Annotated in this window: 22 protein-coding genes and 2 pseudogenes; 9 read left to right on the top strand and 15 right to left on the bottom strand. The window is 73.6% G+C overall.

Going from position 1 to position 23,905, the window contains the following annotated elements; all coding sequences use genetic code 11:
* Nucleotides 1-37: 37 nt before the first annotated feature.
* From U5640_RS38775 to U5640_RS38785, 3 genes are read right to left on the bottom strand one after another with little or no spacing between them, the layout of a single operon-like run.
* Nucleotides 38-502 (bottom strand): NUDIX domain-containing protein, encoded by a 465-nt coding sequence (locus tag U5640_RS38775; protein ID WP_340383848.1) that lies wholly within the window; start codon nt 500-502, stop codon nt 38-40.
* Nucleotides 499-2,037, bottom strand: coding sequence for an ATP-dependent DNA ligase (locus U5640_RS38780; RefSeq protein ID WP_340383850.1), 1,539 nt, complete (start codon nt 2,035-2,037; stop codon nt 499-501). The genes U5640_RS38775 and U5640_RS38780 overlap by 4 nt, the downstream gene beginning before the upstream one ends.
* Before the next feature lie 29 nt (nt 2,038-2,066).
* Nucleotides 2,067-2,996, bottom strand: a complete 930-nt coding sequence (locus U5640_RS38785; RefSeq protein WP_340383852.1) for an NAD(P)/FAD-dependent oxidoreductase — start codon at nt 2,994-2,996, stop codon at nt 2,067-2,069.
* 78 nt (nt 2,997-3,074) lie between these two features.
* Between U5640_RS38785 and U5640_RS38790 the strand changes: the two genes are divergently transcribed.
* From U5640_RS38790 to U5640_RS38815, 6 genes are all read left to right on the top strand, one after another.
* The gene (locus U5640_RS38790) at nt 3,075-3,650 is read left to right on the top strand and encodes an XRE family transcriptional regulator (protein WP_340383854.1); all 576 of its coding nucleotides are present in this window, start codon (nt 3,075-3,077) and stop codon (nt 3,648-3,650) included.
* A 124-nt stretch (nt 3,651-3,774) separates the two neighbouring features.
* Nucleotides 3,775-4,752 (top strand): NADPH:quinone oxidoreductase family protein, encoded by a 978-nt coding sequence (locus U5640_RS38795; RefSeq protein WP_340383856.1) that lies wholly within the window; start codon nt 3,775-3,777, stop codon nt 4,750-4,752.
* On the top strand, nt 4,749-5,933 hold the full coding sequence (locus U5640_RS38800) for an acyl-CoA dehydrogenase family protein (protein ID WP_340383859.1): 1,185 nt from the start codon (nt 4,749-4,751) through the stop codon (nt 5,931-5,933). Before U5640_RS38795 ends, U5640_RS38800 begins: the two co-directional genes overlap by 4 nt.
* Nucleotides 5,930-7,021 carry an acyl-CoA dehydrogenase family protein gene (locus tag U5640_RS38805; protein ID WP_340383861.1) on the top strand — a complete coding sequence of 364 codons (1,092 nt, stop codon included), beginning with the start codon at nt 5,930-5,932 and terminating at the stop codon, nt 7,019-7,021. Before U5640_RS38800 ends, U5640_RS38805 begins: the two co-directional genes overlap by 4 nt.
* A gap of 181 nt (nt 7,022-7,202) precedes the next feature.
* Nucleotides 7,203-8,057 carry a phosphatidylinositol-specific phospholipase C/glycerophosphodiester phosphodiesterase family protein gene (locus U5640_RS38810; RefSeq protein ID WP_340383863.1) on the top strand — a complete coding sequence of 285 codons (855 nt, stop codon included), beginning with the start codon at nt 7,203-7,205 and terminating at the stop codon, nt 8,055-8,057.
* Between the two features lie 116 nt (nt 8,058-8,173).
* Nucleotides 8,174-8,368: a hypothetical protein gene (locus U5640_RS38815; RefSeq protein WP_340383865.1), complete on the top strand. Its 195-nt coding sequence runs from the start codon at nt 8,174-8,176 to the stop codon at nt 8,366-8,368.
* A 30-nt stretch (nt 8,369-8,398) separates the two neighbouring features.
* Here the strand turns inward: U5640_RS38815 and U5640_RS38820 are convergent, their stop codons facing one another.
* Entirely contained in the window at nt 8,399-9,628 is a 1,230-nt protein-coding gene (locus tag U5640_RS38820; RefSeq protein ID WP_340383867.1) for a phosphodiester glycosidase family protein, read from the bottom strand.
* 183 nt (nt 9,629-9,811) lie between these two features.
* The gene (locus U5640_RS38825; RefSeq protein ID WP_340383869.1) at nt 9,812-11,014 is read right to left on the bottom strand and encodes a bifunctional class I SAM-dependent methyltransferase/NUDIX hydrolase; all 1,203 of its coding nucleotides are present in this window, start codon (nt 11,012-11,014) and stop codon (nt 9,812-9,814) included.
* On the opposite strand from U5640_RS38825, the pseudogene U5640_RS38830 reads away from it, so the two are divergent.
* Nucleotides 10,940-11,308 (top strand): annotated as a pseudogene (locus U5640_RS38830) (hypothetical protein); the annotation flags it as partial. The gene U5640_RS38825 and the pseudogene U5640_RS38830 overlap by 75 nt on opposite strands.
* 21 nt (nt 11,309-11,329) lie before the next feature.
* Here U5640_RS38830 and U5640_RS38835 read toward each other — a convergent pair.
* Complete coding sequence (locus tag U5640_RS38835) at nt 11,330-11,779, bottom strand: carboxymuconolactone decarboxylase family protein (RefSeq protein WP_340383871.1); 450 nt, start codon at nt 11,777-11,779, stop codon at nt 11,330-11,332.
* 103 nt (nt 11,780-11,882) lie between these two features.
* Here U5640_RS38835 and U5640_RS38840 point away from each other — a divergent pair, with 103 nt between their 5' ends.
* Nucleotides 11,883-12,746 (top strand): pirin family protein, encoded by an 864-nt coding sequence (locus U5640_RS38840; RefSeq protein ID WP_340385593.1) that lies wholly within the window; start codon nt 11,883-11,885, stop codon nt 12,744-12,746.
* A gap of 97 nt (nt 12,747-12,843) precedes the next feature.
* On the opposite strand, the gene U5640_RS38845 is transcribed toward U5640_RS38840, so the two are convergent.
* From U5640_RS38845 to U5640_RS38865, 5 genes and pseudogenes are all read right to left on the bottom strand, one after another.
* Complete coding sequence (locus U5640_RS38845) at nt 12,844-13,707, bottom strand: bifunctional methylenetetrahydrofolate dehydrogenase/methenyltetrahydrofolate cyclohydrolase (RefSeq protein ID WP_340383873.1); 864 nt, start codon at nt 13,705-13,707, stop codon at nt 12,844-12,846.
* A 17-nt stretch (nt 13,708-13,724) separates the two neighbouring features.
* Nucleotides 13,725-14,579 (bottom strand): formyltetrahydrofolate deformylase, encoded by an 855-nt coding sequence (gene purU / locus U5640_RS38850; protein ID WP_340383875.1) that lies wholly within the window; start codon nt 14,577-14,579, stop codon nt 13,725-13,727.
* 38 nt (nt 14,580-14,617) lie between these two features.
* Entirely contained in the window at nt 14,618-15,211 is a 594-nt protein-coding gene (locus tag U5640_RS38855) for a sarcosine oxidase subunit gamma family protein (protein WP_340383877.1), read from the bottom strand.
* Nucleotides 15,201-18,289: pseudogene (locus U5640_RS38860) on the bottom strand (sarcosine oxidase subunit delta family protein). Before U5640_RS38860 ends, U5640_RS38855 begins: the two are co-directional and overlap by 11 nt.
* Before the next feature lie 20 nt (nt 18,290-18,309).
* The gene (locus tag U5640_RS38865; RefSeq protein ID WP_340383879.1) at nt 18,310-19,530 is read right to left on the bottom strand and encodes a sarcosine oxidase subunit beta family protein; all 1,221 of its coding nucleotides are present in this window, start codon (nt 19,528-19,530) and stop codon (nt 18,310-18,312) included.
* 225 nt (nt 19,531-19,755) lie between these two features.
* Between U5640_RS38865 and U5640_RS38870 the strand changes: the two genes are divergently transcribed.
* On the top strand, nt 19,756-20,406 hold the full coding sequence (locus U5640_RS38870; RefSeq protein ID WP_340383881.1) for a GntR family transcriptional regulator: 651 nt from the start codon (nt 19,756-19,758) through the stop codon (nt 20,404-20,406).
* 80 nt (nt 20,407-20,486) lie between these two features.
* Here the strand turns inward: U5640_RS38870 and U5640_RS38875 are convergent, their stop codons facing one another.
* From U5640_RS38875 to U5640_RS38890, 4 genes are all read right to left on the bottom strand, one after another.
* Nucleotides 20,487-20,720 (bottom strand): hypothetical protein, encoded by a 234-nt coding sequence (locus U5640_RS38875; protein ID WP_340383883.1) that lies wholly within the window; start codon nt 20,718-20,720, stop codon nt 20,487-20,489.
* Between the two features lie 6 nt (nt 20,721-20,726).
* On the bottom strand, nt 20,727-22,280 hold the full coding sequence (locus U5640_RS38880; protein WP_340383885.1) for a hypothetical protein: 1,554 nt from the start codon (nt 22,278-22,280) through the stop codon (nt 20,727-20,729).
* Between the two features lie 255 nt (nt 22,281-22,535).
* Nucleotides 22,536-23,228 (bottom strand): DinB family protein, encoded by a 693-nt coding sequence (locus U5640_RS38885; RefSeq protein WP_340383887.1) that lies wholly within the window; start codon nt 23,226-23,228, stop codon nt 22,536-22,538.
* A gap of 382 nt (nt 23,229-23,610) precedes the next feature.
* On the bottom strand, nt 23,611-23,868 hold the full coding sequence (locus U5640_RS38890; RefSeq protein WP_340383889.1) for an EF-hand domain-containing protein: 258 nt from the start codon (nt 23,866-23,868) through the stop codon (nt 23,611-23,613).
* Nucleotides 23,869-23,905 lie beyond the last annotated feature (37 nt).

Raw genomic sequence — 23,905 nt, forward strand, 5'->3', positions numbered from 1 at the left:
CTTCCCGCGCCGCACCGGAGCGCGCAACGCGTGCACGTCAGGGCGAGTGCCCCGGCAGCCGGTCGAGGAACGCGGCCTGGGCCGGCACGATCAGTTCACGGGCGCGCGCTACGGTGTACCAGGCCACCCGGTCCAGCTCCGGGAACTCCTCGAGCCGCCCGGAGTGCGGCGGCCACTCCATGGTGAAGGTGCCCGGCTCGGCCGTCGCCGGATCCAGGTCCGCCTCGATGGCCCAGACGGTGACGATCTTGCCGTTGGTCTGCCGGACCTCCCCGAGGTCGATCGCCTCGCCGTCGGGCGGCTCCAGCCCGAGCTCCTCGCGGAACTCGCGGCGGGCCGCGTCCCAGGCCCGCTCGTCGGGCTCGTACTCGCCCTTGGGCACCGACCAGGCCCCGGCGTCCTTCTTCGCGAAGTAGGGGCCGCCCATGTGGCCGAGCAGCACCTCGGTGCCGTCCGCGCCCCGCCGGAACAGCAACAGGCCCGCACTGCGCTTCTGTGTCACGGGTGCACCTCCGGGTGCGCGGCGAGCAGGGTCTCCACGGTATCGGCGTCCGAGGGCCGTTTGTCCTCGCGGTAGCGGACCACGCGGGCGAAGCGCAGGGTGACTCCGGCCGGGTAGCGGGTGGAGCGCTGGAGGCCGTCGTAGGCGATCTCGACGACGAGTTCGGGGCGTACGGCCACCACCTGGCCGTCGTCCCGCACGGCGAGCCGCCGGAGGCGTTCCGTCTGCCAGTCGAGCATCGCGTCGGTCATGCCCTTGAAGGTCTTGCCGAGCATGGCGAAGCCGCCGTCGGCGGTGCGGGCGCCGAGGTGGAGGTTGGAGAGCCTGCCGGTGCGACGGCCGTGGCCCCACTCGGCGGCCAGGACCACCAGGTCGAGGGTGTGCACGGGCTTGACCTTCAGCCAGGACGCCCCGCGCCGGCCGGCGCCGTAGGGGGCGTCGAGGGACTTCACGACGACGCCCTCGTGGCCGCGTCCGAGGGTCCGGGCCAGGAAGTACTCGGCGGCCGGGAGGTCCTGGGGACCGTCCACCACCGTCCGCCGCACCCGCATCGGTTCCGGCACCAGCCGGGCCAGCTCCGCGTGCCGTGCGGCGAAGGGCAGGTCCAGCAGGTCCCGGTCGGCCACGGACAGCGCGTCGAAGAAGACCGGGGAGACGGGGACGGACCGGGCGGCCGCCGCCACGTCCACCCGGGAACCGACCCGCCCGGCCGTCTCCTGGAAGGAGCGGGGCCGGCCGTCCTCGTCGAAGGCGATGACCTCGCCGTCCAGGATGAACCGCTCCCCGGCCAACTCCCGTGCCGCCGCCGTCACTTCGGGCAGCCGGTCGGTGATGTCGTCCAGGGTGCGGGTGTAGAGGCGCACGTCCGCGCCGTCCCGGTGCACCTGGACCCGGATGCCGTCCAGCTTCTCCTCCACCGCGCAGCCGCCCAGCTTCCCGACCGCCTCGGCGACGGAGGACGCGGAGTGCGCCAGCATCGGCAGGACCGGACGGCCGACGGTCAGCCGGAACCCCTCCAGCGCCGCGGGCCCGTCCCGGAGCAGGGACTCGGCGACCGTCTGGAGGGACCCCGCGAGCATCACGGCCCGCCGGACGTCCGCCGGCGGCGCCCCGGTCGCCTGGGCCAGGCCCTCCACCGCCACCGCGTCCAGCGCACCCTGGCGGACCTCGCCGGTGAGCAGCCCGAACAGGAACCGCTGCTCGTCCGCCGTGGCCGCGCCCATCAACGCGCCGAGCAGCCGCAGCCGTTCGGCCTGGGAGCCGGGGCCGGAGACCGTGCCCAGCTCGCCGAGCAGCGCGTCGACCTCACGCACGGTCAGCGCCGGGGCCCCGGCGGGCTCGACCGGCCGGCTCAGCACCTTCCAGCCCACGCCGAGCCGGCCCTGCGGCAGCCGCCCGGCCAGGTAGGGGATGACGATCGGGACGTCGTCCGCCTCCGTCTCCCGGAAGAGCTCCGCGAGCAGAGCGATCTTGCGGGAGCGCGCCGAGGTGGCAGCGACCTCCCGGGACACAGCGGCGAGCCGGGTCAGCAGCATGCAGCCATGGTGCTACGCCCGTGCCGGGACTACACCCCGGTTGCGTCCAGGTCCGCGAAGAGCAGCTCGCCGTTGATCGCCGCCCCGGCCCGGTAACCACGGCTCGCCGCGTTCACCACCTGCTCGGCGAAACCGCTCGCGTTGCCTGCGGCCCACACGCCCGGCACGCTCGTCAGGCCCCGCTCGTCGATCACCGGATAGGCGCCGAAGGGCGTTTCCCTCAGCTCGGCGCCGAGCTGGATCAGCAGGTCGTTCCGCGGGGCCGGGCGCGGGGCCACGAACAGGGTGTCCCGTTCGTGCACGCTCCCGTCCTCCAGGCGTACGCCGGTCAGCCGGTCGTCCTCGATCCGCAGCCCCGCCACCTCGCCCGGCACCACCCGGACCCCGGCTGCGGCCAGGCGGCGCAGGTCGTCGTCGGCCGGCTCCGCCTCCGTCACCCGGTGCAGGAAGAACGTCACGTCCTTGGACCACTGGGTGACCATCAGCGCCTGGTGCGCGCTCATCGGGCTGGTGGCGAGCACCCCGAACGCCCGGTCGCGGACCTCCCAGCCGTGGCAGTACGGACAGTGCAGCACATCCCGGCCGAAGCGCTCCGCGAGCCCCTCCACCGGGGGAAGCTCGTCCTTCAGTCCGGTCGCGAGGACGAGCTGCCGGGCCCGCACCGTCCGGCCGGACGCCAGCCCCACGGCGAAGCCCCCCTCCTCCCCGCGCGCGGCCACGGCCCGGTCCCGGACCAGCTCCACGCCGTAGCGGGCGATCTCCTCCCGCCCCTTGGCGAGGAACTCCGCGGGCGGCATGCCGTCCCGGGTCAGATAGCCCTGCAGATGGGCGGCGGGCGCGTTGCGCGGCTCGCCCGCGTCGACCACCAGCGTGCGGCGCCGCGCCCGGCCCAGCACCAGCGCGGCCGACAGCCCCGCGGCACCGCCGCCGACGACGATCACTTCGTACCTATCGGTCATGGTGACCACCTCCACCGAGACGGTGCCCCGGACGGCGCGGGATTGACAAAGCAATTTGCCGAACCTGCAATAAGCGGTATGAGTGCCGAAGACGTTCTCGCGGAAGTGGGCCCCCGGCTGCGCCGGATCCGGAAGGAACGGGAGGTGACCCTGGCGGCACTGTCCGAGGCGACCGGCATCTCGGTCAGCACCCTGTCCCGGCTGGAGTCGGGGCTGCGCAGGCCCAGCCTGGAGCTGCTGCTGCCGATCGCCCAGGCCCACCAGGTGCCGCTGGACGAGCTGGTCGGCGCGCCCCCGGTGGCCGACCCCCGGGTGCGGGCCAAGCCGCTGGTCCGGCACGGGCGCACCTTCTGGCCGCTGACCCGGCAGCCCGGCGGCCTCCAGGCGTTCAAGGTGCTGGTGCCGGTGGGCGTCGAGGAGCCGGAGCCGCGCACCCATGAGGGCTACGAGTGGCTGTACGTGCTGTCCGGGCGGCTGCGGATGGTGATCGGGGAGCACGACGTGGTGCTGGCCGCGGGGGAGGCCGCCGAGTTCGACACGCGGGTGCCGCACTGGTTCGGGTCGACGGGGGAGGGGCCGGTGGAGTTCCTCAGCCTGTTCGGTCCGCAGGGCGAGCGGATGCACGTACGGGCGCGGCCGCGCGGCAAGGCGTGACGGCGCCGTCGCCCCCGACCGTGGTATTTCGGAGCACGGTGTTACCGCGGACACGGTTCCCTCGGCGGCAAGCGACCGCTTAGTATGCGATGGACCCCGACGAAGCAGTCTGTGGAGGCACCGCATGCAGGCATGGCAAGTGCACGAGAACGGTGAGCCGAGCGAGGTGATGCGGCTCCACGAGGTGGAGCGGCCCACGCCCGGTGACGGCCAGGTGCTGCTCAAGGTGCGTGCCGCCAACATCAACTTCCCCGATGTGCTGATGTGCCGGGGCCAGTACCAGGTGCGCCCGCCGCTGCCGTTCACCCCGGGCGTGGAGATCTGCGGCGAGACCGAGGACGGCCGCCGGGTGATCGCCAACCCGGCCCTGCCGTACGGCGGTTTCGCCGAGTACGCCGTCGCGGACGCCGCCGCCCTGCTGCCCGCGCCGGACGCGCTCGACGACGCCGAGGCCGCCGCCCTGCACATCGGCTACCAGACCGGCTGGTTCGCACTGCACCGCCGGGCCGCGCTCGAAGCCGGCGAGACCCTGCTCGTCCACGCTGCCGCAGGCGGGGTCGGAAGCGCGGCCGTGCAGCTCGGCAAGGCGGCCGGCGCGACCGTCATCGGTGTCGTGGGCGGCGCCGACAAGGCCGCCGTCGCCCGTGAGCTGGGCTGTGACGTGGTCGTCGACCGGCGTGCCGAGGACGTCGTCGCCGCGGTGAAGGAGGCCACCGGCGGACGCGGCGCCGACGTGATCTACGACCCGGTCGGCGGCGACGCCTACACCCAGTCCACCAAGGTCGTCGCCTTCGAGGGCCGGATCGTGGTCGTCGGCTTCGCGAGCGGCACGATCCCCACCCCGGGCCTCAACCACGCCCTGGTGAAGAACTACTCGATCCTCGGTCTGCACTGGGGCCTGTACAACACCAGGAACCCGAAGCTGGTCCAGCACTGCCACGAGCAGCTCACCGACCTCGCCGCCCGGGGCGCCCTCAGGCCGCTGGTGAGCGAGCGCGTCCCGCTGGCCGGGGCGGCCGCCGCCGTGCAGCGGGTCGGCGACGGCGTCACCACCGGCCGGGTCGCCGTCGTCCCGACCCTGGAGAACGGAGCCGTGGCATGACCGACGCCGCCGAACTCACCCGCCGCACAGCCGAGTTGCTGGCCGCGCACCCACCCGCCGGCACCGACCGGCTCGACTTCCTCAAGGCCCGCTTCGACGCGGGTCTGGCCTGGGTGCACTACCCGGAGGGCCTCGGCGGCCTCGGTGTCCCGCGCTCCCTCCAGAGCGTCGTCGACACCGCGCTGGAGGCGGCCGGCGCCCCCGACAACGACGCCCGCCGCAACGGCATCGGCCTCGGCATGGCCGCCCCGACCATCCTCAAGTACGGCACCGAGGAGCAGAAGCAGCGCTATCTGCGGCCGCTGTGGATCGGCGAGGAGGTGTGGTGCCAGCTGTTCAGCGAGCCCGGCGCCGGCTCCGACCTCGCCGCGCTCGGCACCCGGGCCGTCCGCCAGGACGACGGGGACTGGGTCGTCAACGGGCAGAAGGTGTGGACCTCCGGGGCGCACAACGCGCGCTGGGCCATCCTCATCGCCCGCACCGACCCGGACGTGCCCAAGCACGCCGGCATCACCTACTTCATCTGCGACATGACCGACCCCGGCGTCGACGTCCGCCCGCTGCGGCAGATCACCGGCGAGGCCGAGTTCAACGAGGTCTTCCTCACCGACGTCCGCATCCCCGACTCCCGCCGCCTCGGCGGGATCGGCGACGGCTGGCGCGTCGCGCAGACCACCCTCAACAACGAGCGCGTCGCCATCGGCGGCATGCGCCTGCCCCGTGAGGGCGGCATGATCGGCCCGGTCGCCCGGACCTGGCGCGAGCGCCCGGCGCTGCGCACCCACGACCTCCACCAGCGGCTGCTCACGCTGTGGGTGGAGTCCGAGGTCGCCCGCCTCACCGCCGAGCGGCTGCGCCAGCAGCTCGTCGCCGGACAGCCCGGCCCCGAGGGCGCCGGCATGAAGCTCGCCTTCGCCCGCCTCAACCAGGAGATCAGCGGCCTCGAGGTCGAACTCCGGGGCGAGGAAGGCCTGCTGTACGACGACTGGACCATGCGCCGCCCGGAACTGGTGGACTTCACGGGACGGGACGCCGGATACCGCTACCTGCGCTCCAAGGGCAACAGCATCGAGGGCGGGACCAGCGAGGTCCTGCTGAACATCGTCGCCGAGCGCGTCCTGGGCCTGCCCGCGGAGCCGCGCACCGACAAGGACGTCGCGTGGAAGGACCTCGCCCGATGAGCACACAGTCGGATCTTCTCTACTCCGAGGAGGAAGAGGCGCTGCGGTCGGCGGTACGCGACCTGCTGGCCGACCACTGCGACGCCCCCGGGGTCATCGCCCGCACGGAGTCGGACGCCCCGCACGACCTGGCGGCCTGGAAGGCGCTCGCCGACGGGATGGGACTCGCGGGCCTGCTGATCCCCGAGGAACTGGGCGGCCAGGGCGCCACCCACCGCGAAGTCGCCGTCGTCCTGGAGGAGCTGGGCCGCGCCGTCGCCCCCGTGCCCTATCTGACCAGTGCCGTGGTCGCCACCGAGGCGCTGCTCGCCTGCGGCGACGAGGAACTGCTCGGCCGGCTGGCGTCCGGCCGGACGATCGGCGCGCTGGCGGTCGGACTGCACCTCGCCCCCGGCGCCGCCTTCACCGCCGTACGCGTCGAAGGGGGCGCCCTGCACGGGGAGGTGACCGGCGTCGCGGACGCGACAGCCGCCGACGTGCTGCTGGTGCCGGCCGAGGACGGCGGGCTCTACGCCGTCTCCGCCGCGGACACCGGCACGGTGACCGTCACCCCGCAGATCGCCTTCGACCTCACCCGTCCCCTCGCCACCGTCACCCTCACCGGTGCCCCGGGCCGCCGCGTCGGCGATGCCGGACCCGCCGTGCGCCGGGCGCTGCGCGCCGGTGCCGGACTGCTCGCCTCCGAACAACTGGGCCTGGCCGACTGGCTGTTGACCGAGACCGTGCGCTACCTCAAGGAGCGCAAGCAGTTCAACCGGCCCGTCGGCGGCTTCCAGGCGCTCAAGCACCGGCTCGCCCAGCTCTGGCTGGAGGTCGTCAACCTCCGGGCCGCCGCCCGCGGGGCCGCCGACGCCCTCGCGACCGGTGCGGACGTCGATCTCACGGTGGCGGTCGCCCAGGCCTACGCGGCGGGTGTCGCCGTACACACCGCCGAGGAGGCGCTGCAACTGCACGCCGGGATCGGTATGACCTGGGAACACCCGATCCACCTGTACCTCAAGCGGGCCAAGTCCGACGCGATCGCCTACGGCACGGCCGGCGCCCACCGGACCGCCGTGGCCGAACTGGTCGATCTCCAGGCCCCCTGACCCCCGTCGCCGTCCCCGCGGTGAAGCCCGCCCCACCTGGGGCGGGCTTTTCCGTGCGGCTGGACGGAAGGAGTGAACGCACCGCGGCGGTCCGGCCAACTCCTGGCAGGTACAGGTTCCTTGGGGGCCGCACGGCTCCATACTCCCTGTGGTCCCAACCCGCCCCACAGGGAGGAACACCATGGCCCACGTCACCCGCCGCAGAGTGCTCACCGGTCTCGCCGCGACCACCGCCGCGGTCCTCGCACCGCCCGCCGGCAGCGCGTTCGCCGACGGCCGGCACCACGGCCCCCGCCCGCTGTGGCGCGCCCACGCCCACAACGACTACGAACACCCGCGCCCCCTCTTCGACGCGCTCGACCACCGCTTCGGCAGCGTCGAGGCCGACATCTTCCTGGTCGACGGCGACCTCCTCGTCGCCCACTCGGTGGACCGACTCGACCCCGCCCGCACCCTCGAAGGCCTCTACCTCGCCCCGCTCGCCGCCCGCGTCAAGGCCAACGGCGGTTCCGTGTACCGGGGTCACCGGCAGCCGCTGCAACTGCTCATCGACATCAAGACCGAGGGGTCCTCCACCTACCTCGCCCTCGACGCACTGCTCAAGCGCTACCGGCACCTGTTCACGACGTACTCCCGCGGCACGGTGCGGCGCGGCCCCGTCACGGCGGTCGTCTCCGGCGACCGGGCCGCCCGCGTCCCCATGGCGGCACAGACCGTCCGCCGCGCCTTCTACGACGGCAGGCTCACCGACCTCGGCACCAGCGAGGCCTCCTTCGCCTCCCTGATCAGCGACAACTGGACCCTCAACTTCACCTGGTCGGGGGTGGGCGCCTTCCCCGAGGCGGAGCGGACCAGGCTGCGCGCGATCGTGGACACCGCCCACGCCCGCGGGCAGCAGGTCCGCTTCTGGGCCACGCCCGACCTGGCCGGACCCGAGCGTGACGCCCTGTGGACCGAACTCCTCGCGGCCGGCGTCGACTACCTCAACACCGACGACCTGGCCGGTCTGGAGGCCTTCCTCGACGCACACCGGTAGCCCGGGGCTCGGACACCACCCGTTCGGACGACAGGCCAGCCGCCCGGATGAACCCTCCGTTACGCCACACTTGCGGCCGAACGCCGCGAAAGCGGACGTGATGGAGGAGGTTGACGATGGCCATTTCCATTTCCGTGGTGCTGCTGCTCTTGATCCTTGCGGTCGTCTTCATGCGCAACAGCGGACTGAAGATCTCGCACGCCCTGACCTGTCTGCTGCTCGGCTTCTTCCTCGCCGGCACCAGCATGGCCCCCACCATCCACAGCGGCCTCATGGCGACGGCCGATCTCGTCGGCAGCCTTCGCCCTTGAGGCCGCTCCGGACCCGGTGGGGGACCGGCCCTACGACGTGAACACCCCGATGCCGTTGGCCACCGACCGCTCCACCCCGTCCGACGGATGGTTGCGGACGCCGACCCTGGTCGAGCCGGTAGGCCGGGACACCAGGGTCGAGGAGCCGCCGCCGTCCAGTCCGAAGCCCTCGGTGGCCCCGAGGTTCCTCAGGGCCGAGGCGACCTCGGCGACCGTCAGGCCCCTGCGGTAGGCGCTCCCGCCGTCGAGGGCGAGCAGGAACACCCGTCGGCCGCCGTCACCGATGCCCACCGCCGTCCGCACGGCCGAGGTGCGCGTGTCCAGTCCCGCCAGCGGCTGTCTGCCCGTCAGCAGCGGCTGCCCGCCGATGGCGAAGCGGTACGCCGTCCGCGAGCCCGACGTGAGCCCGTAGCGCACCGTCACCCGGTCGCCCACCTTCAGCACCCTCAGCTGCTGCGCGCCCGCCTCCCTGCCGACGAGGACCGTGGTGCCCGCGGCGACCGCGCCGCTGCCGGGCGCCGTGGAGACCGCGACCACCCGGTCGTCGCGGACCGTCACCTCGTGGGTGCGCGTACTGCACGGCGCGCCCCGGCTGGTGTCGGTGCCGCAGGTGGCCCGTTTGCGCGAGGCGCTGCCCCAGTCCGCGGTGAACGCGCCGACGGAGTTCTCCGGCAGCGCGTACTGGTTGAGCCCGGCCAGTCTGAGCTGCCCCGGCGCCGCGGTCACGGTGCCGTCGAGCGTGAGCGTGTCCAGCCGGGCCCGGCCGTCCGCACCGACCCCGAGGACCGCCCGGGTGCTGGTGCCCCGCGGCAGCGCGGGCCCGAACCGCTGGCCGTTCGGCACCGCCGCCTTCAGCTCCCTGCCGTCCGCGATCGCCGGACCCACGCTCGCCCCCGTCACCGGCACGCCGGGGTGCTGGGTCTCGGAGACGTTGAAGAAGTCGCCGTTGACCCCGGCGACGGCCTGCTGGGCGTCGGCCATCGCGGAGACGGAGGCGCGGGAGGCGACCTTCCCCGGGTAGAGCAGGCCCAGCCGCACCCGGCTGTCGGCGAGGTCCACGTCGAGCACATGGACGCGGGCGACTCCGGCGGAGGCCGACACGTCGTACTGACGGTAGGTCACGCCCGGCGCCACGGGGGTCCAGCTCGCGGCACCGGCCGGCGCGGCCCCCGCGAGGACCGCGCCGGCCAGTGTGCCGAGTGCGGTGAGCAGGGTCGCCGCCGTACGGCGTGATCGGGACCGGATATGACGTCTTGTCATGAAATCCCCTGACTGGATGGGGCCGCAACCTTCTCACGGGCCAGGGGACCGACCGCCAGAAGGCAAGCGGGCAGCACCACGAGAACGGGTGACAGAACCACGAATCCGGGTGTCTTCCCGCGGCATTCGGGCGTGCCGCCGTGCGGTTCGTGCTAGGGGGTGTTGGCGTACAGCCCGGACCGGTCAGCCCACGGGCGGGGGAGCGGCGAGGGGGGCCGCGTAAGGCGTGAAACGGGCCGGGGCGTGATCGATCGGCAGGTCCGGGCGCCACGCCGTCAGGGACTGGGCGCTGCACTCGAACAGGGACGGCGGCAGCCGGTCCAGCGGATACCAGCGCCAGTCGCCGACGCTCTCGCCCGGCTGGTCGGCCGCGTCGCCCGTCCACCGCTCGACGACGGCGCCGACCGTCATCCGCACCACGCCGCCGACCCGGTCCAGGCTGGTGCCGAGGAGCCGTACGTCCGCCGGGTCGGCGCGCAGCCCGGTCTCCTCGCGCAGCTCCCGGACGACCGTCTCCTCCAGGGACTCCCCGGGCTCCACCGTGCCGCCGGGCAGCTCCCAGGTGCCCCGGCGGTGACGGCCGAGCAGCAGTCCCCGGGGACCGTGCAGGATGGCCCCCACGCCGAGGGCCGCGTGTGCCACGGGCGGGTGCGCCGTGCGGGGGCGGGCGGAGATCCGCGACGGGCGGCGGGCCCGGAACACCCGGTAGGACGCGGGGTTGACGGCCGGGTCGGGAGCGGCGACCGTCTCCACCCGCTCGACGCGCAGGCCGTGACCGGCGATCAGGTCCTCCCACACCTCGGTGCCGAGCACCCACATCCGTACCGTCGCCTCGCCGCCGCCGGCGAACCGCAGGACCTCCGGCCGGGCGGAGAACTCCGCGCCCGGCCCCTCCCCGGCGGAGTCGGTGTGCAGCACGCTGAAGCACAGCGTCCCGCCGGGTTTCAGGGCGGTGGCCAGCGCGGGCAGCAGCCGGCGGGGATCGACGTACGGCACGGCGTTGACGGAGTAGATCACGTCGTACGGCGCGCAGTCCCGCAGATGGGCGACGGCGTCCGCGTGGACCAGGCGCAGACCGGGCAGGGAGCCGTACCGGGCACGGGCCCGTTCGACCTGACCCGGCGCGAGGTCCACCGCGTCCACCTCCGCGCCGTACGCGCGCACCAGCCGGGCGGCGTGCCGGCCCGTGCCGCAGCCGAGGTCCAGCACACGCCGCCCCGACAGCTCCCCGAGGAACGACTCGTCCGGTCCGGCGCCCGGGAACCCCCAGTCGATCCGCTCCGCCTCCGCCAGGACGGTGCCGCGCCGCAGATGGTGGACCGCGTACGCCTGCCAGGCCGCGGCGTTGACGGACTCGGGTCCGGGGGGCGTGACGGGTTCGGGCATCGGGCGGGCCTCCGGGGGGCGACGGTCGACGGACCCGGCGATTCTTACCGGGCCGGGCGGCCGGCAATCACCCGGTGGCCTCCGGCGGTTTGCGTGGGCCGGGTGTGCGCAGAGGCCGACTGCCGCGCCCAGCCCCGGGTCACCTTCACCGACCCCGAGATCGCGGCCGGGGGCCTCACCGAGCGGCAGGCCGGCGAGCGGGGGCTGCGGGTGCGTACGTCGTCGGTCCCGCTCTCCGCCTCGACCCGCGGCCGGATCCACGGACCGGGCGGCGAGGGCGTCCTCGAACTCGTCGAGGACGCCGACCGGACGGGGTCAGCGCACGGGGTGCTTGCTGAGGACGGACACCCGGTTGAAGGCGTTGATGGTGACGGCGACCCAGACGACCGCGGAGATCTGGTCGTCGGTGAGCACCTCCCGGGCCTCGGCGTACGCGGCCTCCTGGGCGTCCGCGTCGGTGGGGTGGGTGGTCGCCTCGGCGAGCGCCAGGGCCGCGCGCTCCAGCGGGGAGAACAGCGCGGTGTCCCGCCAGGCGGCGAGCACACCGAGCCGCCTGGTCTCCACGCCGGCCCGCACCGCGGCCTTGGTGTGCACGTCCAGGCAGAACGCGCAGCCGTTGAGCTGAGAGACCCGCAGGTTGACGAGCTCCACGACGGTCCGTTCCAGGCCCGCGTCGGCGGCGGTCGTCCGTACGGCCTCGGAGGTCTGCACCAGAGCGTGATAGGCCTTGGGGCTCTGCTTGTCTATGAAGATCCGACCGGTCATAGTTGAATATCTAACCATCCATGGAGGGGGCCCAGTGGTGAGCGAGCCGAGCAAGGTGGAGGTTCTCACGCCGCGTGACGTACCGCTGGGCGGACCCCGGGCCATGACCGTCCGCCGCACGCTCCCGCAATGGCAGCGCAGCCTGATCGGCGCCTGGTGCTTCGCCGACCACTACGGCCCCGACGACGTCGCCGCGACCGGCGGCATGGACGTCGCCCCGCATCCGCACACCGGGCTCCAGACCGTCAGCTGGCTGTTCAGCGGCGAGATCGAACACCGCGACAGCCTCGGCAGCCACGCCTTCGTCCGCCCCGGCGAGCTCAACCTCATGACCGGCGGCCACGGCATCGCGCACACCGAGGTCTCCACCCCGCGCACCACGGTCCTGCACGGCGTCCAGCTCTGGGTGGCCCTCCCGGACGCCCACCGCGACGCCCCCCGCGACTTCCAGCACCACGTACCGCAGCCGGTCCACCTCCCCGGCGCCACCCTGCGGGTCTTCCTCGGCACCCTCGCCGGGACCAGCTCACCGGTGCGCACCTTCACACCCCTCCTCGGCGCGGAGCTGCTCCTCGACCCGGGAGCGGACCTCACCCTCCCCGTCGACCCCGCCTTCGAACACGGCCTCCTCGTCGACACCGGCACGGTCCGCTTCGCCGGCACCCCGCTCGAGCCCGCCGAACTCGGCTGCGCCGACCCCGGCCCCGACCACCTCACCCTGACCAACGACTCGGACACCACCCCGGCCCGCGTGATCCTCCTGGGCGGCCCGCCGTTCGAGGAGGAGATCATCATGTGGTGGAACTTCGTCTGCCGCACCCACGACGAGGTCGCCCGGGCCCGCGCGGACTGGATGGCGGAACTGGGCGGGCTCCGGTTCGGCGAGGTGGAGGGGTACGACGGGGCACCGCTGCCGGCGCCGGAGCTGCCCACGGTCGCGCTGAAGCCGCGGCGGAGGGTCCGCTGATCCGCCCGGGTGGTGACCGTCCGCCGCCGGCCCGGACGGATCGCCGTCGCCGTCGCCCCGATGCCTGATGCCCGCCGCGCGCCGCGCGAGGATGGCCTCACGCGCCCGCCCCCACCCCCCGTTCCGCCGCCTCGACGATGTTCGTGAGCAGCATGGCGCGGGTCATCGGGCCCACGCCGCCGACCGGCCTGGTGAGGGTGCCGGCCACTCGGTCGACGTCGGGGTGGACGTCGCCGAGGATGCCCTCCACCGTGCGGGTGAGACCGACGGACAGGACCGTCGCGCCGGGCTTGATCCAGTCGGGCCGGACCAGATGGGCCACCCCGGCCGCGGCCACGACGACGTCCGCCTCCCGGGTGTGCGCGGCCACGTCCCGGGTCGCCTCGTGGCAGAGGGTCACGGTGGCGTGTTCCGTGCGCCGGGTGAGCATCAGCCCGAGCGGCCGGCCCACGGTCACGCCGCAGCCGATCACGCAGAACTGCGCGCCGGTGATGGGGACATGGTGCCGCCGCAGCAGGTCCAGGATGCCCCGGGGCGTGCACGGCAGGGGCGCGGGGACGCCCAGGACGAGGCGGCCGAGGTTCGTCGGGTGGAGACCGTCGGCGTCCTTGTCCGGGTCGACGAGCTCCAGGACGGCGTGCATGTCGAGGGTGCCGGGCAGGGGCAGCTGCACGATGAAACCCGTGCACGCCGGATCGGCGTTCAGCCGCAGGACGGCGGCCTCGACGTCCGCCTGCGTGGCGGAGGCCGGCAGGTCGACCCGCAGCGAGGCGATGCCGACCTCGGCACAGTCCCGGTGCTTGCCGCCCACGTAGGAGTGGCTGGCCGGGTCGTCGCCGACGAGGATCGTGCCCAGTCCGGGGACGATGCCGCGCTCCCGCAGGGCGGCGACGCGCCCGGTGAGTTCACGCTTGATGTCCGCGGCGGCTGCGGAGCCGGAGAGGACGGTCGCGGTGGCCATGGTGGACGCCTTCCGTGTCAGCTGAAGATGACGGTGCGGTTGCCGTGCAGCAGGATGCGGTTCTGGCAGTGCCAGTTGACCGCCCGGGCCAGCGCGAGCCGCTCGGCGTCCCGGCCGACCAGCACGAGCTGGTCCGCGGAGAGCCGGTGGTCGACGCGGATCACCTCCTGCTCGATGATGGGCCCCTCGTCCAGGTCCGCCGTGACGTAGTGGGCCGTGGCACCGACGTGCTTCACACCGCGCCGGTACGCCTGGTGGTACGGCTTGGCCCCCACGAAGCTCGGCAGGAACGAGTGGTGGATGTTGATCGCCCGGCCTTCGAGGGCCTTGCACAGGTCGTCCGAGAGGATCTGCATGTAGCGGGCCAGCACCACCAGGTCGACGGCGTGCGCCTCCACGAGGTCCAGCAGCCGGGCCTCCGCCCGCTGCTTGGTCGCGGCGGTGACCGGGATGTGCTCGAAGGGGATGCCGGCCGCGTCCGCCATGGGCTTCAGATCGGGGTGGTTGGAGACGACGAGTGCGATGTCGGCGTCGAGCGTGCCGCTCCGGGAGCGGTAGAGCAGATCCGCCAGGCAGTGGTCGAACTTCGACACCATCACCAGGACCCGGGGCCTCGCCGTGGCGTCCCGCAGCTCCCACCGCATCCCGTACGTGTCCGCGATCGCCCCGAACGCGTCCTTCAGGCCGTCCAGGGTGACCGCCCGGTCGGTGCTGGTGAAGCCGGTGCGCAGGAAGACCCGGCCGTGTTCGGGGTCGTCGAACTGCTGGTGCTCGGTGATGTCGCAGCTGTGCCGGACGAGGAAGCTCGTCACGGCGTTCACGATGCCGGGGCGCTCGGGGCAGCTCAGGGTCAGGACGAACGGGGTGCTCATGGCTGTCTTCTCCTTGTACGTGTCCGGGACGCCGGCGGTCATCCCGCCCCTCCGCCGTACTCCGTGGCCGCGTCGACCAGCCACGCGGCGGCGTACGGGGCGAACGAGGAACGGACCAGCAGCCACACGGCGGCCGCGGCCTCCGCCCGGACGACCAGCGTGATCCCGGTCTGTGCGAGCAGGGTGCTGTAGCAGGCGCCGACGGGCGCCGCCCGGCGGTCCAGGTCCAGGGCGCAGCCCTGCGCCAGGACGTCGCGGGTGAGGCCGCCCCGCAGGGACAGCACCGTGCGCTGCGCGGAGACGTCGGTGACGGTGGCGAACTCCTCGCCGATCGCCGTCCTCAGCCGTCCGGCCAGCTCCTCACCGGTGTCCGCCGGAGCGACCAGCAGCCATTCGTCGGGGCCCATCCACAGGGCCTTCACCTCGCCCGCCATCTCGGCGCGCGAGGCGCACGGCAGCCGGACGCCGAGCACCGACTCGACCGCCTTCGCCGCGGGACTGTCCGCGGTCACCCGCAGGGTGAGCTGGGTGAGGTACGGCAGCTCCCGGACCTGGAAGCCGTCGGGGAGCCGGCCGAAGGCCTCCTGCCAGTCGGCGAGCGGGCTGAGACGGGCGGGGGCGTCAACCGTCACGGCGGGTTCCCTCCTTGTCGTAGAGCACGGGATCGGTCACGGTCACCGCGACGGTGCGGTCCTCCAACGGGACGTAGAGGGTCTCGCCGACCCGCCCGGTGCCGCCGCGCAGCAGGGCGAGGGCGAAGGTGCGGCCCAGGGCGTCGCTGCGGTAGCTGGAGGTGACGTGCCCGAGCATCGGCACCGGCGGCGCGGGCACCGTCTCGGTGCCGATGATCTGGGCGCCCTCCGGCAGCAGGGTGCGTTCGTCGACGGGCAGCAGCCCCACCAGTTGCTTGCGGTCGGAGCGCCGGTTCTCGGCCCGGTCGAAGGAGCGCTTCCCGACGAAGTCGTCCTTCTTCCTGGACACCACCCAGGACATGCCGAGGTCCTGCGGGGTGATCGTGCCGTCGGTGTCCTGTCCGATGATCGGGTACGCCTTCTCCGCGCGCAGCACGTGCATGGTCTCCGTGCCGTACGGCGTGATCCCGAAGGGGCCGCCCGCCGTGTACAGGGCCTCCCACACCGTGCGCGCGTACCAGGCCGGGACGTTGATCTCGTAGGCGAGTTCACCGGAGAAGCTGATCCGCGCCACCCGGGCGGGTACGCCCGCCACGACGGTGTCCTGCCAGGTCATGAACCCGAACGCGTCGTTGCCGACGTCGAGGGCGGGCGCCACCAGGGCCAGGACGTCACGCGAGCGCGGCCCGACCAGCGGGATCGTCGCCCAGTGCTCGGTGACGGAGGTGAGGTGGACCCGCAGGCCGGGCCACTCCGTCTGCAGCCACTCCTCCATCCAGTCCAGCACCTTGGCGGCGTTGCCGGTGGTCGTCGTGACCAGGAACTCCTGTTCGGCCAGGCGCAGTACGGTTCCGTCGTCGAGCGCCATGCCGTCGACCCCGCACATCACGCCGTAGCGGACCCGGCCGACCTTCAGCGAGCTCATCACGTTGGTGTAGAGCCGGTCCAGCAGTTCGCCGGAGTCCGGGCCCTGGACGCTGATCTTGCCGAGGGTGGAGCCGTCCATCATGCCGACGCCCTCACGGGCCGCCCGGCACTCCCGCAGCACGGCCTCCTCGAGGGTCTCCCCGCCGACGGGGTAGTACCACGGCCGCTTCCACTGGCCGACGTTCTCGAAGAGCGCCCCGTGCTCGACGTGCCACCCGTGCAGGGACGTCACCCGGACCGGGTCGAACAGAGCGCCGCGGTTGCGTCCGGCGAACGCGGCGAACGCCACCGGCAGCGCGGGCGGCCGGAGCCGCGGGGTGCCCAGCTCGGCGATGTCCACGCCCAGGGCCTCGGCGACGATGCCGGAGGTGAGGACGCCCGAGGTACGGCCCTGGTCGTGGGCGGTGCCGATGGTGGTGTACCGCTTGACGTGCTCCACCGAGGTCAGGCCCGCCCCGGTGGCCCGCAGGACGTCCGCGACGGTCCCGTCGCGCTGGAGGTCGACGAACTGCAGGGAGTCCTCCGTGGCGCTCGGTACCCGCCAGAGCACCGCGCCCGGTGCGTCCGCGGGCGCCTCGGCGACGGCCGGCAGCGCCACCCGCGGGGCGCTCCGGCCGAGCGCCGACAGTGCCTGCCGGGCCGCCTCCGCGCCGTCCGCCAGGGCCCCGGCCAGGCCGGGGACCCCGCTCGCGGCACCCGCCGTACGCACCGTGTCCAGGGCGGCGGCCGGGACGAAGGCGCCCAGCTCACCGTCGTAGCGGAGCCGTCCGCCGGACTGGCTGAACAGGGCCACCGCCGGGTTCCAGCCGCCCGAGACCAGCAGCAGGTCGCAGCCGAGGTGTTCGGGGCCGAGACGGACCCCCTCGATCCGCCCGGTGCCGCTGGTCCCGGTCATCACCTGCCCGGCCCGCACCTCGATGCCCCGCGCGGCACACGCCTCGCGCCAGTGGGCCGGTACCTCCTGCCGCACGTCGACCACGGTGTGGACGCGGGCACCGGCGTCGGCGAGTTCGACCGCCGCGCGGTAGGCACTGTCGTTCGTGGTGAACACGGCGATCTCACGGCCCGGGAGCACGCCGAAGCGGTTGAGGTAGGTCCGGGCGGACGCCGCGAGCATGATGCCGGGGCGGTCGTTGTCGTCGAATGCGATCGGCCGCTCGTAGGCGCCCGTGGCGAACACGACCTGCCGGGCCCGGACACGCCAGACACGCTGCCGGGAGACATGGGCGGGCGCGGCGGCGCCGAGGTGGTCGGTGCGCTTCTCCAGGGCGAGGACGAGACCGTCGTCGTAGGACCCGATGGCGGTGGTCCGCCGGAGCAGCCGGACGTCGGGCAGCGACGCGAGTTCGTCCGTGACCTCGGTGACCCAGCCGTCCAGACCGTCCCGGCCACCGAGCAACGAGCCGCCGGGGCTGGGGAGTTCGTCGATCACGACGACGCGCACGCCGGACCGGGCGGCGGTCAGGGCGGCGGACAGACCGGCCGGACCGGCGCCGACGACCAGGACGTCGCAGTGGGCGTGCACGGTGTCGTACCGGGCCGGGTCGGGCCGGCTGCTCAGCCGGCCCCGGCCGCTCAGCCCCCGGGCGACGAGCCCGTCGTAGAGCTCCACGGTGGTGGCCGTGAGCATCGGCTCGGGGAAGGGGGCCTCGATCTGCACCAGCGCGTTGGGCTCCTCGACCCCCGCGGTCATGATGCCGCGGGGCCGGCCGTAGGTGATGCCGGTCGCCACGTGGTGGACGCCGTTGGCCAGCAGCGCCGAGGCGAGGGTGTCGCCCGGGTGACCGGTGTACGCGGTTCCGTCGAAGGTGAACGACAGGGTCGTGCCGCGGTCCACGGTGCCGGCTCCGTCGACACGGAACGGGTTGCTCATGCGCCGGCCTCCTGACCGTCGGCGCCCAGGAGGGGAGCCGCGAGGAACTGGTGGGTGGCGGTGTCGCGCACGGCGTTGAACCAGCGGCGGCATCCCGCGGCGTGCATCCACCGCTCCGCGAACGGGCCCTTGGGGTTGTCGCGGAAGAAGACGTACCGGGCCCACTGCTCGTCGTCGAGGTCGGCCGGGGCAGCGGGGTAGGGGACGTGCGCCTGTCCGCCGTAGTGGAACTCGGCTTCCTCGCGCGCGCCGCACCAGGGGCAGGCGATGAGTTGCATCGGAGTCTCCGGGAGAGGGGTCAGTGGGCCACGGCGGCCGCGCCGTGCTCGTCGACCAGCGCGCCGGTGACGAACCTGGACAGGGCGAAGGGCGCGTTGTACGGGTGGGGTTCACCGGTGGCGATGGTGTGGGCGTAGCACCAGCCGACGCCGGGGGTGGCCTTGAAACCGCCCGTCCCCCAGCCGCAGTTGAGGTACAGGTCCTCGACCGGGGTGAGCCCGACGATGGGGGAGGCGTCCGGGGTGGTGTCGACGATGCCGGCCCAGGTGCGCAGCATGTGGGCGCGGGCGAACACCGGGAACAGCTCCAGGGCGGCGGCCATCTGGCGTTCGATGATGTGGAACGCGCCGCGCTGGCCGTAGCCGTTGTAGCTGTCGATGCCGGCGCCCATGACCAGTTCGCCCTTGTGCGCCTGGGAGACGTACACATGGACGGCGTTGGACATCACGACCGTCGGGTGCACCGGTTCCAGCAGCTCGGACACGAGCGCCTGCAGCGGGTGGCTCTGCAACGGCAGTCTGAGGCCGACCATCTCGGCGAGCACGGAGGTGTGTCCCGCGCCGGCGAGCGCCACCTTGCCGGCGGAGATGTCGCCGCGTGTGGTCCGTACGCCCGTCACCCGGCCGTCCGTCACGTCGATGCCCGTGACCTCGCAGTTCTGGATGAGGTCGATGCCGTACGCGTCGGCCCGCCGCGCGAAGCCCCAGGCGACGTAGTCGTGCTTGGCGATGCCGGCGCGCGGCTGGTACGTGGCGCCGAGCACCGGGTGGCGCACGTCCTGGTCGATGTTGACGACGGGGCAGACCTCGGCGACCTCGTCCGGCTCCAGCCACTCGGCGTCGATGCCGTTGAGCCGGTTGGCGTACACCCGGCGCTTGCTGTCCCGGATGTCCTGGAGGGTGTGCGCGAGGTTCAGCACCCCGCGCTGGCTGAACAGAATGGGGTAGTCGAGGTCCTCCTCCAGCGTCTCCCACAGCTTCAGGGAGTGCTCGTAGATGCCGGAGCTCTCGTCCCACAGGTAGTTGGAGCGGATGATGGTGGTGTTGCGGGCCATGTTCCCGCCGGCCAGCCACCCCTTCTCCAGGACCGCGATGTCGGTGATCCCGTGGTTCCTGGCCAGGTAGTAGGCGGTCGCCAGGCCGTGCCCGCCGCCACCGACGATCACCACGTCGTACGACCGCTTGGGGTCGGGGTTGCGCCAGAGGAAGTCCGGGTGGTCCGGAAGCGGCGTGCCGGTCATGCCGCGGCTCCGTTCAGCTCGGGGTGCAGGGGGAACGAGGCGGCGACCTCATGGTCGAACAGGGTCAGCGGCTGGGAGAGGCTCATGCGGTCCCCTTGGACGACTGGGCGCGTACAGCTGGGTAGCTGATATATCAGTTGTAGGCGCAGTGTGGGTCAGTCGTCAAGGAGTCGTCGGGTAGTCTGGACGGCGTAGGAGCAGCAGAGTGGGCGAGGAGGGCGCGCCATGTCGGTCGTGGTGGCGGAGGAGGGGCTCACCCTGGCCGAACGGGCCTATCGGGCCCTGTGCGACCGCCTGGTGACGCTGCGGATCGCGCCCGGGACACCCATCAACGACGAGCAGATGGCGGCGGAGCTGGGGGTCGGACGCACCCCGGTGCGCGAGGCGCTGAAGCGTCTGGAGGCCGACCGGCTCGTGGTCTCCTATCCGCGGCGCGGCACGTTCGCCTCCGAGGTCCAGATCACCGACCTCGGCCATCTCACCGAGGTGCGCCTCCGGCTGGAGCCGCTGGCCGCCGACTGCGCCGCCCGCCGTGCGGGCGCGGGGGACCGGGCCGTACTGAGCCGGCTCCTGGAGGAGCTGGACGCGGCCGCCGGGCGGGAGGTCGGCGAACTCCTCGCGCTGGACCTCCGGTTGCACCGGGCGCTGTACACCGCCACGGCCAACCCCTTCCTGCAGGACACGCTCGTGCGCTACGACAACCTGGCCACGCGCATCTGGTGCCTGTTCCTCGACCGCCTCCCCGGACTGGCCGGCCACGTCGGCGAGCACGGTCCGCTCGTCCGCGCGGTCCTGGCGGGTGACGGGGACCGCGCCGCGGCCCTGGCCGCCGAGCACGTGGAGCATTTCGAGAGCGCGATCCGCTCCCTGCTCTGAGCTTTCGGGGCGGGAGTCCGGCGAGCGGGACGCGGGCGGCTCGGCCGCGGGGGACGAGCCGGTGCGCACCGGCGTGGACGTCAGGCGGTCCGCTCCCGGCGAAGGCGCCTGACGTCACGCACCCACGCGGACAACGCGCCCAGGAAGACCACGCCTGCCGCCGCGAGCCCCGGAGCCGAGGCTCCCGAGCGGCGCTCGCGAGCGGCCGCGACGAGCAGGACCGCGCCGGCCACGGCGCCGAAGGCCGAGAGCGGCGCGCCGAGGCGAGAGGTCGGATGGGCACGGTCGGCGATGACGTCGGCCGGCGGGCGCACCGGACCCTACCCGGCTTGATCCGTCGGGTCCGTCAGGGGGAGGGGGCAGGTCAGGGGGAGGGCGCGTTCGGTGAGTTGTCCGGTCAGGCGGGTGTCGGTGAGCGTGGCCTCGGTGAGCCAGGCCGCCGCCGTGAGTTGGTCCAGCAGGTGCGGCAACTCGCCGGCGTCCACCGGGACCGCGGCGGTGAGGAAACTCAGGTCGATGCCGCGCTCGTCGGCGCCGAGGCGGCCCGAGCCGTCGGCGTGCGCGGCCAGCGTCATGGCCAGCAGGCGGGTGCCGGCGTCGGCCCGGGCCTTGCGGAGCTTCTTGTCCGAGACGACCCGCTGGGCCCATCCGCTCAGCCTGGGCCGGGTCTTCCTGCCGAACGCGAACGGTCCGGAGCCGTCCTCGCGCGGCGCCAGCGAGGGGACGGTGACCGCGACGGGGCTCTCCGGCCGGGCGGCGATCAGGTCCTCGGCGGTGCCGGGGACGACCAGCCATCCGCAGTCGATCAGCTTCTCGACCAGGTCCTGCGGCTCCGTCAGGTTCAGCGCGGTGACGTCCTGGCCCACGACGTTGCCGGCCCCGGAGTGCGCGGCGCGCAGGGTCAGCATCAGGACGAGCAGCCGGGCGTCCGGCCCCGGCAGCGGGCTGTGCCCGGCCACGTGGGCGAGGACGGAACGTACATGCTCCCACTGAGCCGGAGTGTTCAGCACACGGCTGACGGCCGGCCCCTCGGCGTCCGTGCCGACACCCGTGCGCTGGAGGTGCTGGGAACGGGCCGCGGCGGCGGCCTGCTCGGCGCGCAGCGCCTCCCGCCGCAGCGCCCTGTCCCCACTGACCTCGGCCCAGGTGGTGAAGGCGCGCGCCTTGCGTTCATGGAGGTCCGCGAGGAGCGCCAGATCGGGTTCGGCCTGCTTCTGGTACGTGCGGAACAGGTCGCCGAGTGCGACGAGTTCGTCCCGCAGCGCGGTGGGCCGCAGATCGTGCGGGACGATCCGCTGAGCGATCTTCCCGTGCGGGCGGATGCGCGGCGCGGGCGAGGAGCGGGGCGCCGGCACACCGCGCGCACCGGCCGCGGACGGGGAGGTGTCGGAGAACCGCGGCGTCCCGGCCGACGCGGCCACCGGGCGGCCGGCCGCCGGCCCGGCCGGGAGCGGGGCGGCGGTGACGACCTTCGCGCCGGGGGTCGCGGCCGCGCAGCGCGCGCAGCACTCGATCGCCTGCCACCAGCGGCCCTGCCGGTCGCCGACCACGGCCAGGACGACCGCCCCGCCGCACCGCCAGGGCTGGCCGCCCGGCTGCCGGTCGGCGGGAGAGATGTGCGTACGGCAGCTGTCGGCCCGGCACGCGCAGTACGCCCCGGCCCGGGGCTCCGCGACCGCCCGCAGATGGGACTTGAGGTGTTCGACCGCGGCCGCGCGGCCGGCGGCCGCGGACGGCAGTCGCTGCTCGGCGCAGGCAGGGCGGCTGCACGAGACGCGTACCGCCGCGCTGCCACGGCCGGCGGGGTCCAGTCGCACCGTCCACCGGCGCCCCAGCACCCGCTCGTCCGGCTCGCTCGCCGTGGCCTCCGTCATCCTCGCCCGTTTCCTTTCCCTCTTGCCGTTCCCTCACTGTGCGTATCCGCCCCACCGCACAGAGCGAGGCGTGGCAGCGGGGCTGCCGTACGCGGCAGACGACACCGTGACCTGAGAACTCGCAGGACGCCCGGACGTTGCGGGTCGGGGCGGGGGAACGGAAGTTCGAGTACGAGGCGGGGCGGGGCGTGAAGGGCGAGGGATTTCGGCGCGCGGTGTCGCAGGAGGCGCGGGTCGACGGCGTGCCGGGGGCCGTCAGGCCCGGTGCTGCCAGAGGTCGCGCAGCAGGGCGATCTCGGACATGTGGTGGATGAACTCCAGGTTGCCGCCCCAGAGCACGTCCACGAACGGGTCGTCGGGGTCGGAGCCGTACGGGTACTGGGAGAAGCCGACGGTGTCGAGCTGTTCGTCGGTGACCGTGGCGACGGCCTCGCGCCAGCGGTCGACCGCGGTCCAGAACCGTTCGAGGGCGAGGGAGGCGTCGGGGGTGAAGTCGACCATCAGCTTCGGATCCCGGCGCCGTTCGCCGAAGGTCCATTCCCAGCCGCCCGCGAAGCCGTAGTGGAGGTGTCCCAGCCGCCAGGCGATCGTGGTGATCGGGGTCCGGTCGGGCAGCACCGGCCCGGTGTGCGCGAGGACCTCCTCGACCCGCGGCACGCCGACGCTCCAGTCCTCCGCGATCTTGGCCACGGACATCCCGTCCGCGGCCTGCCGGGCGACCTCGGCGTACTCGCTCGGCGGGATGTCCGGGGCGCCCTGGTCCAGCACCCAGTCGCCCGGCCCGAACGCGCGGGGGGTCCTCGCCTCCGCGCGGCGCCGGATCGACCAGCAGTCCGCCACCGGCTCCCAGAGGTACTCCTCGTCCCCGAGCCCCGCCAGCCGTACCTGGGCCCTCTCCCTGGCACAGTCGAACTGGTCGAGCAGCAGATCCAGACGGTCGGTCCCCATGCGTGCCCCTCTCGCGGTCGCCCGCCTCTTCGTCATGTCCACGCAGAGGCTAGTGCCGTGCCGGACGCCGCGAGCCGGTGAACCTTTCCGGTCACGGCACTGGGGGGTGTTTCGAAAGTCCTGTGCGGTGCCCGCGGTGTCCGGTGCGTGCTCTGGGGGTCCCCCCGGCCGAAGGCTGGGGGAGTGCCGGACGAAAGCCCTCGTACTGGACGTACTTGGGGTTTCGGCCGGTGCGGCGAGTGGGGGTGCCCCCTCCGGGGGAGCGTGCCGGGCGCCGCGGGTGCTGTGCGGGACTTTCGCAACACCCCCTAGCGGCCCCGCCCTCGGGGCGCGACGCAATGGGGGCCGGCGCCGGGGCGCCGCCGTCGAGGGCACCCGGGGTTCAGTTCCAGCCGAAGCGCCGGTCGACGACCGCGGCGAACTCCTCCAGGGTCAGCACCGCGTCCCCGTTCTGGTCGGCCGCGTCGAACAGGGCGGAGGAGGCGTCGGCGTCCCCCAGGCCATGGAACGGCAGCACCCCCGACGCGGCGAGCGACGGACCCCTGGTCCGCAGGGCGGTGATCACCTCCGCCCTGGTCAGGGTCCCGTCCTGGTCGAGGTCGAGCGCCTCGAACAGTCGTCGGGCCTTGTCACTCGTCACATCGCCCTCGTTCCTCTGGATCGGCCGCCGGGTCCAC

Origin of the sequence: Streptomyces sp. SS7, assembly GCF_037993025.1 — a bacterium.
Classification (GTDB): domain Bacteria; phylum Actinomycetota; class Actinomycetes; order Streptomycetales; family Streptomycetaceae; genus Streptomyces.

Coding starts and splice junctions, on each gene's coding strand:
- U5640_RS38780 (WP_340383850.1), bottom strand. CDS start 2,037: ATGCTGCTGACCCGGCTCGCCGCTGTGTCCCGGGAGGTCGCTGCCACC.
- U5640_RS38785 (WP_340383852.1), bottom strand. CDS start 2,996: ATGACCGATAGGTACGAAGTGATCGTCGTCGGCGGCGGTGCCGCGGGG.
- U5640_RS38790 (WP_340383854.1), top strand. CDS start 3,075: ATGAGTGCCGAAGACGTTCTCGCGGAAGTGGGCCCCCGGCTGCGCCGG.
- U5640_RS38795 (WP_340383856.1), top strand. CDS start 3,775: ATGCAGGCATGGCAAGTGCACGAGAACGGTGAGCCGAGCGAGGTGATG.
- U5640_RS38800 (WP_340383859.1), top strand. CDS start 4,749: ATGACCGACGCCGCCGAACTCACCCGCCGCACAGCCGAGTTGCTGGCC.
- U5640_RS38805 (WP_340383861.1), top strand. CDS start 5,930: ATGAGCACACAGTCGGATCTTCTCTACTCCGAGGAGGAAGAGGCGCTG.
- U5640_RS38810 (WP_340383863.1), top strand. CDS start 7,203: ATGGCCCACGTCACCCGCCGCAGAGTGCTCACCGGTCTCGCCGCGACC.
- U5640_RS38815 (WP_340383865.1), top strand. CDS start 8,174: ATGGCCATTTCCATTTCCGTGGTGCTGCTGCTCTTGATCCTTGCGGTC.
- U5640_RS38820 (WP_340383867.1), bottom strand. CDS start 9,628: ATGACAAGACGTCATATCCGGTCCCGATCACGCCGTACGGCGGCGACC.
- U5640_RS38825 (WP_340383869.1), bottom strand. CDS start 11,014: ATGCCCGAACCCGTCACGCCCCCCGGACCCGAGTCCGTCAACGCCGCG.
- U5640_RS38835 (WP_340383871.1), bottom strand. CDS start 11,779: ATGACCGGTCGGATCTTCATAGACAAGCAGAGCCCCAAGGCCTATCAC.
- U5640_RS38840 (WP_340385593.1), top strand. CDS start 11,883: ATGACCGTCCGCCGCACGCTCCCGCAATGGCAGCGCAGCCTGATCGGC.
- U5640_RS38845 (WP_340383873.1), bottom strand. CDS start 13,707: ATGGCCACCGCGACCGTCCTCTCCGGCTCCGCAGCCGCCGCGGACATC.
- purU (WP_340383875.1), bottom strand. CDS start 14,579: ATGAGCACCCCGTTCGTCCTGACCCTGAGCTGCCCCGAGCGCCCCGGC.
- U5640_RS38865 (WP_340383879.1), bottom strand. CDS start 19,530: ATGACCGGCACGCCGCTTCCGGACCACCCGGACTTCCTCTGGCGCAAC.
- U5640_RS38870 (WP_340383881.1), top strand. CDS start 19,756: ATGTCGGTCGTGGTGGCGGAGGAGGGGCTCACCCTGGCCGAACGGGCC.
- U5640_RS38880 (WP_340383885.1), bottom strand. CDS start 22,280: ATGACGGAGGCCACGGCGAGCGAGCCGGACGAGCGGGTGCTGGGGCGC.
- U5640_RS38885 (WP_340383887.1), bottom strand. CDS start 23,228: ATGGGGACCGACCGTCTGGATCTGCTGCTCGACCAGTTCGACTGTGCC.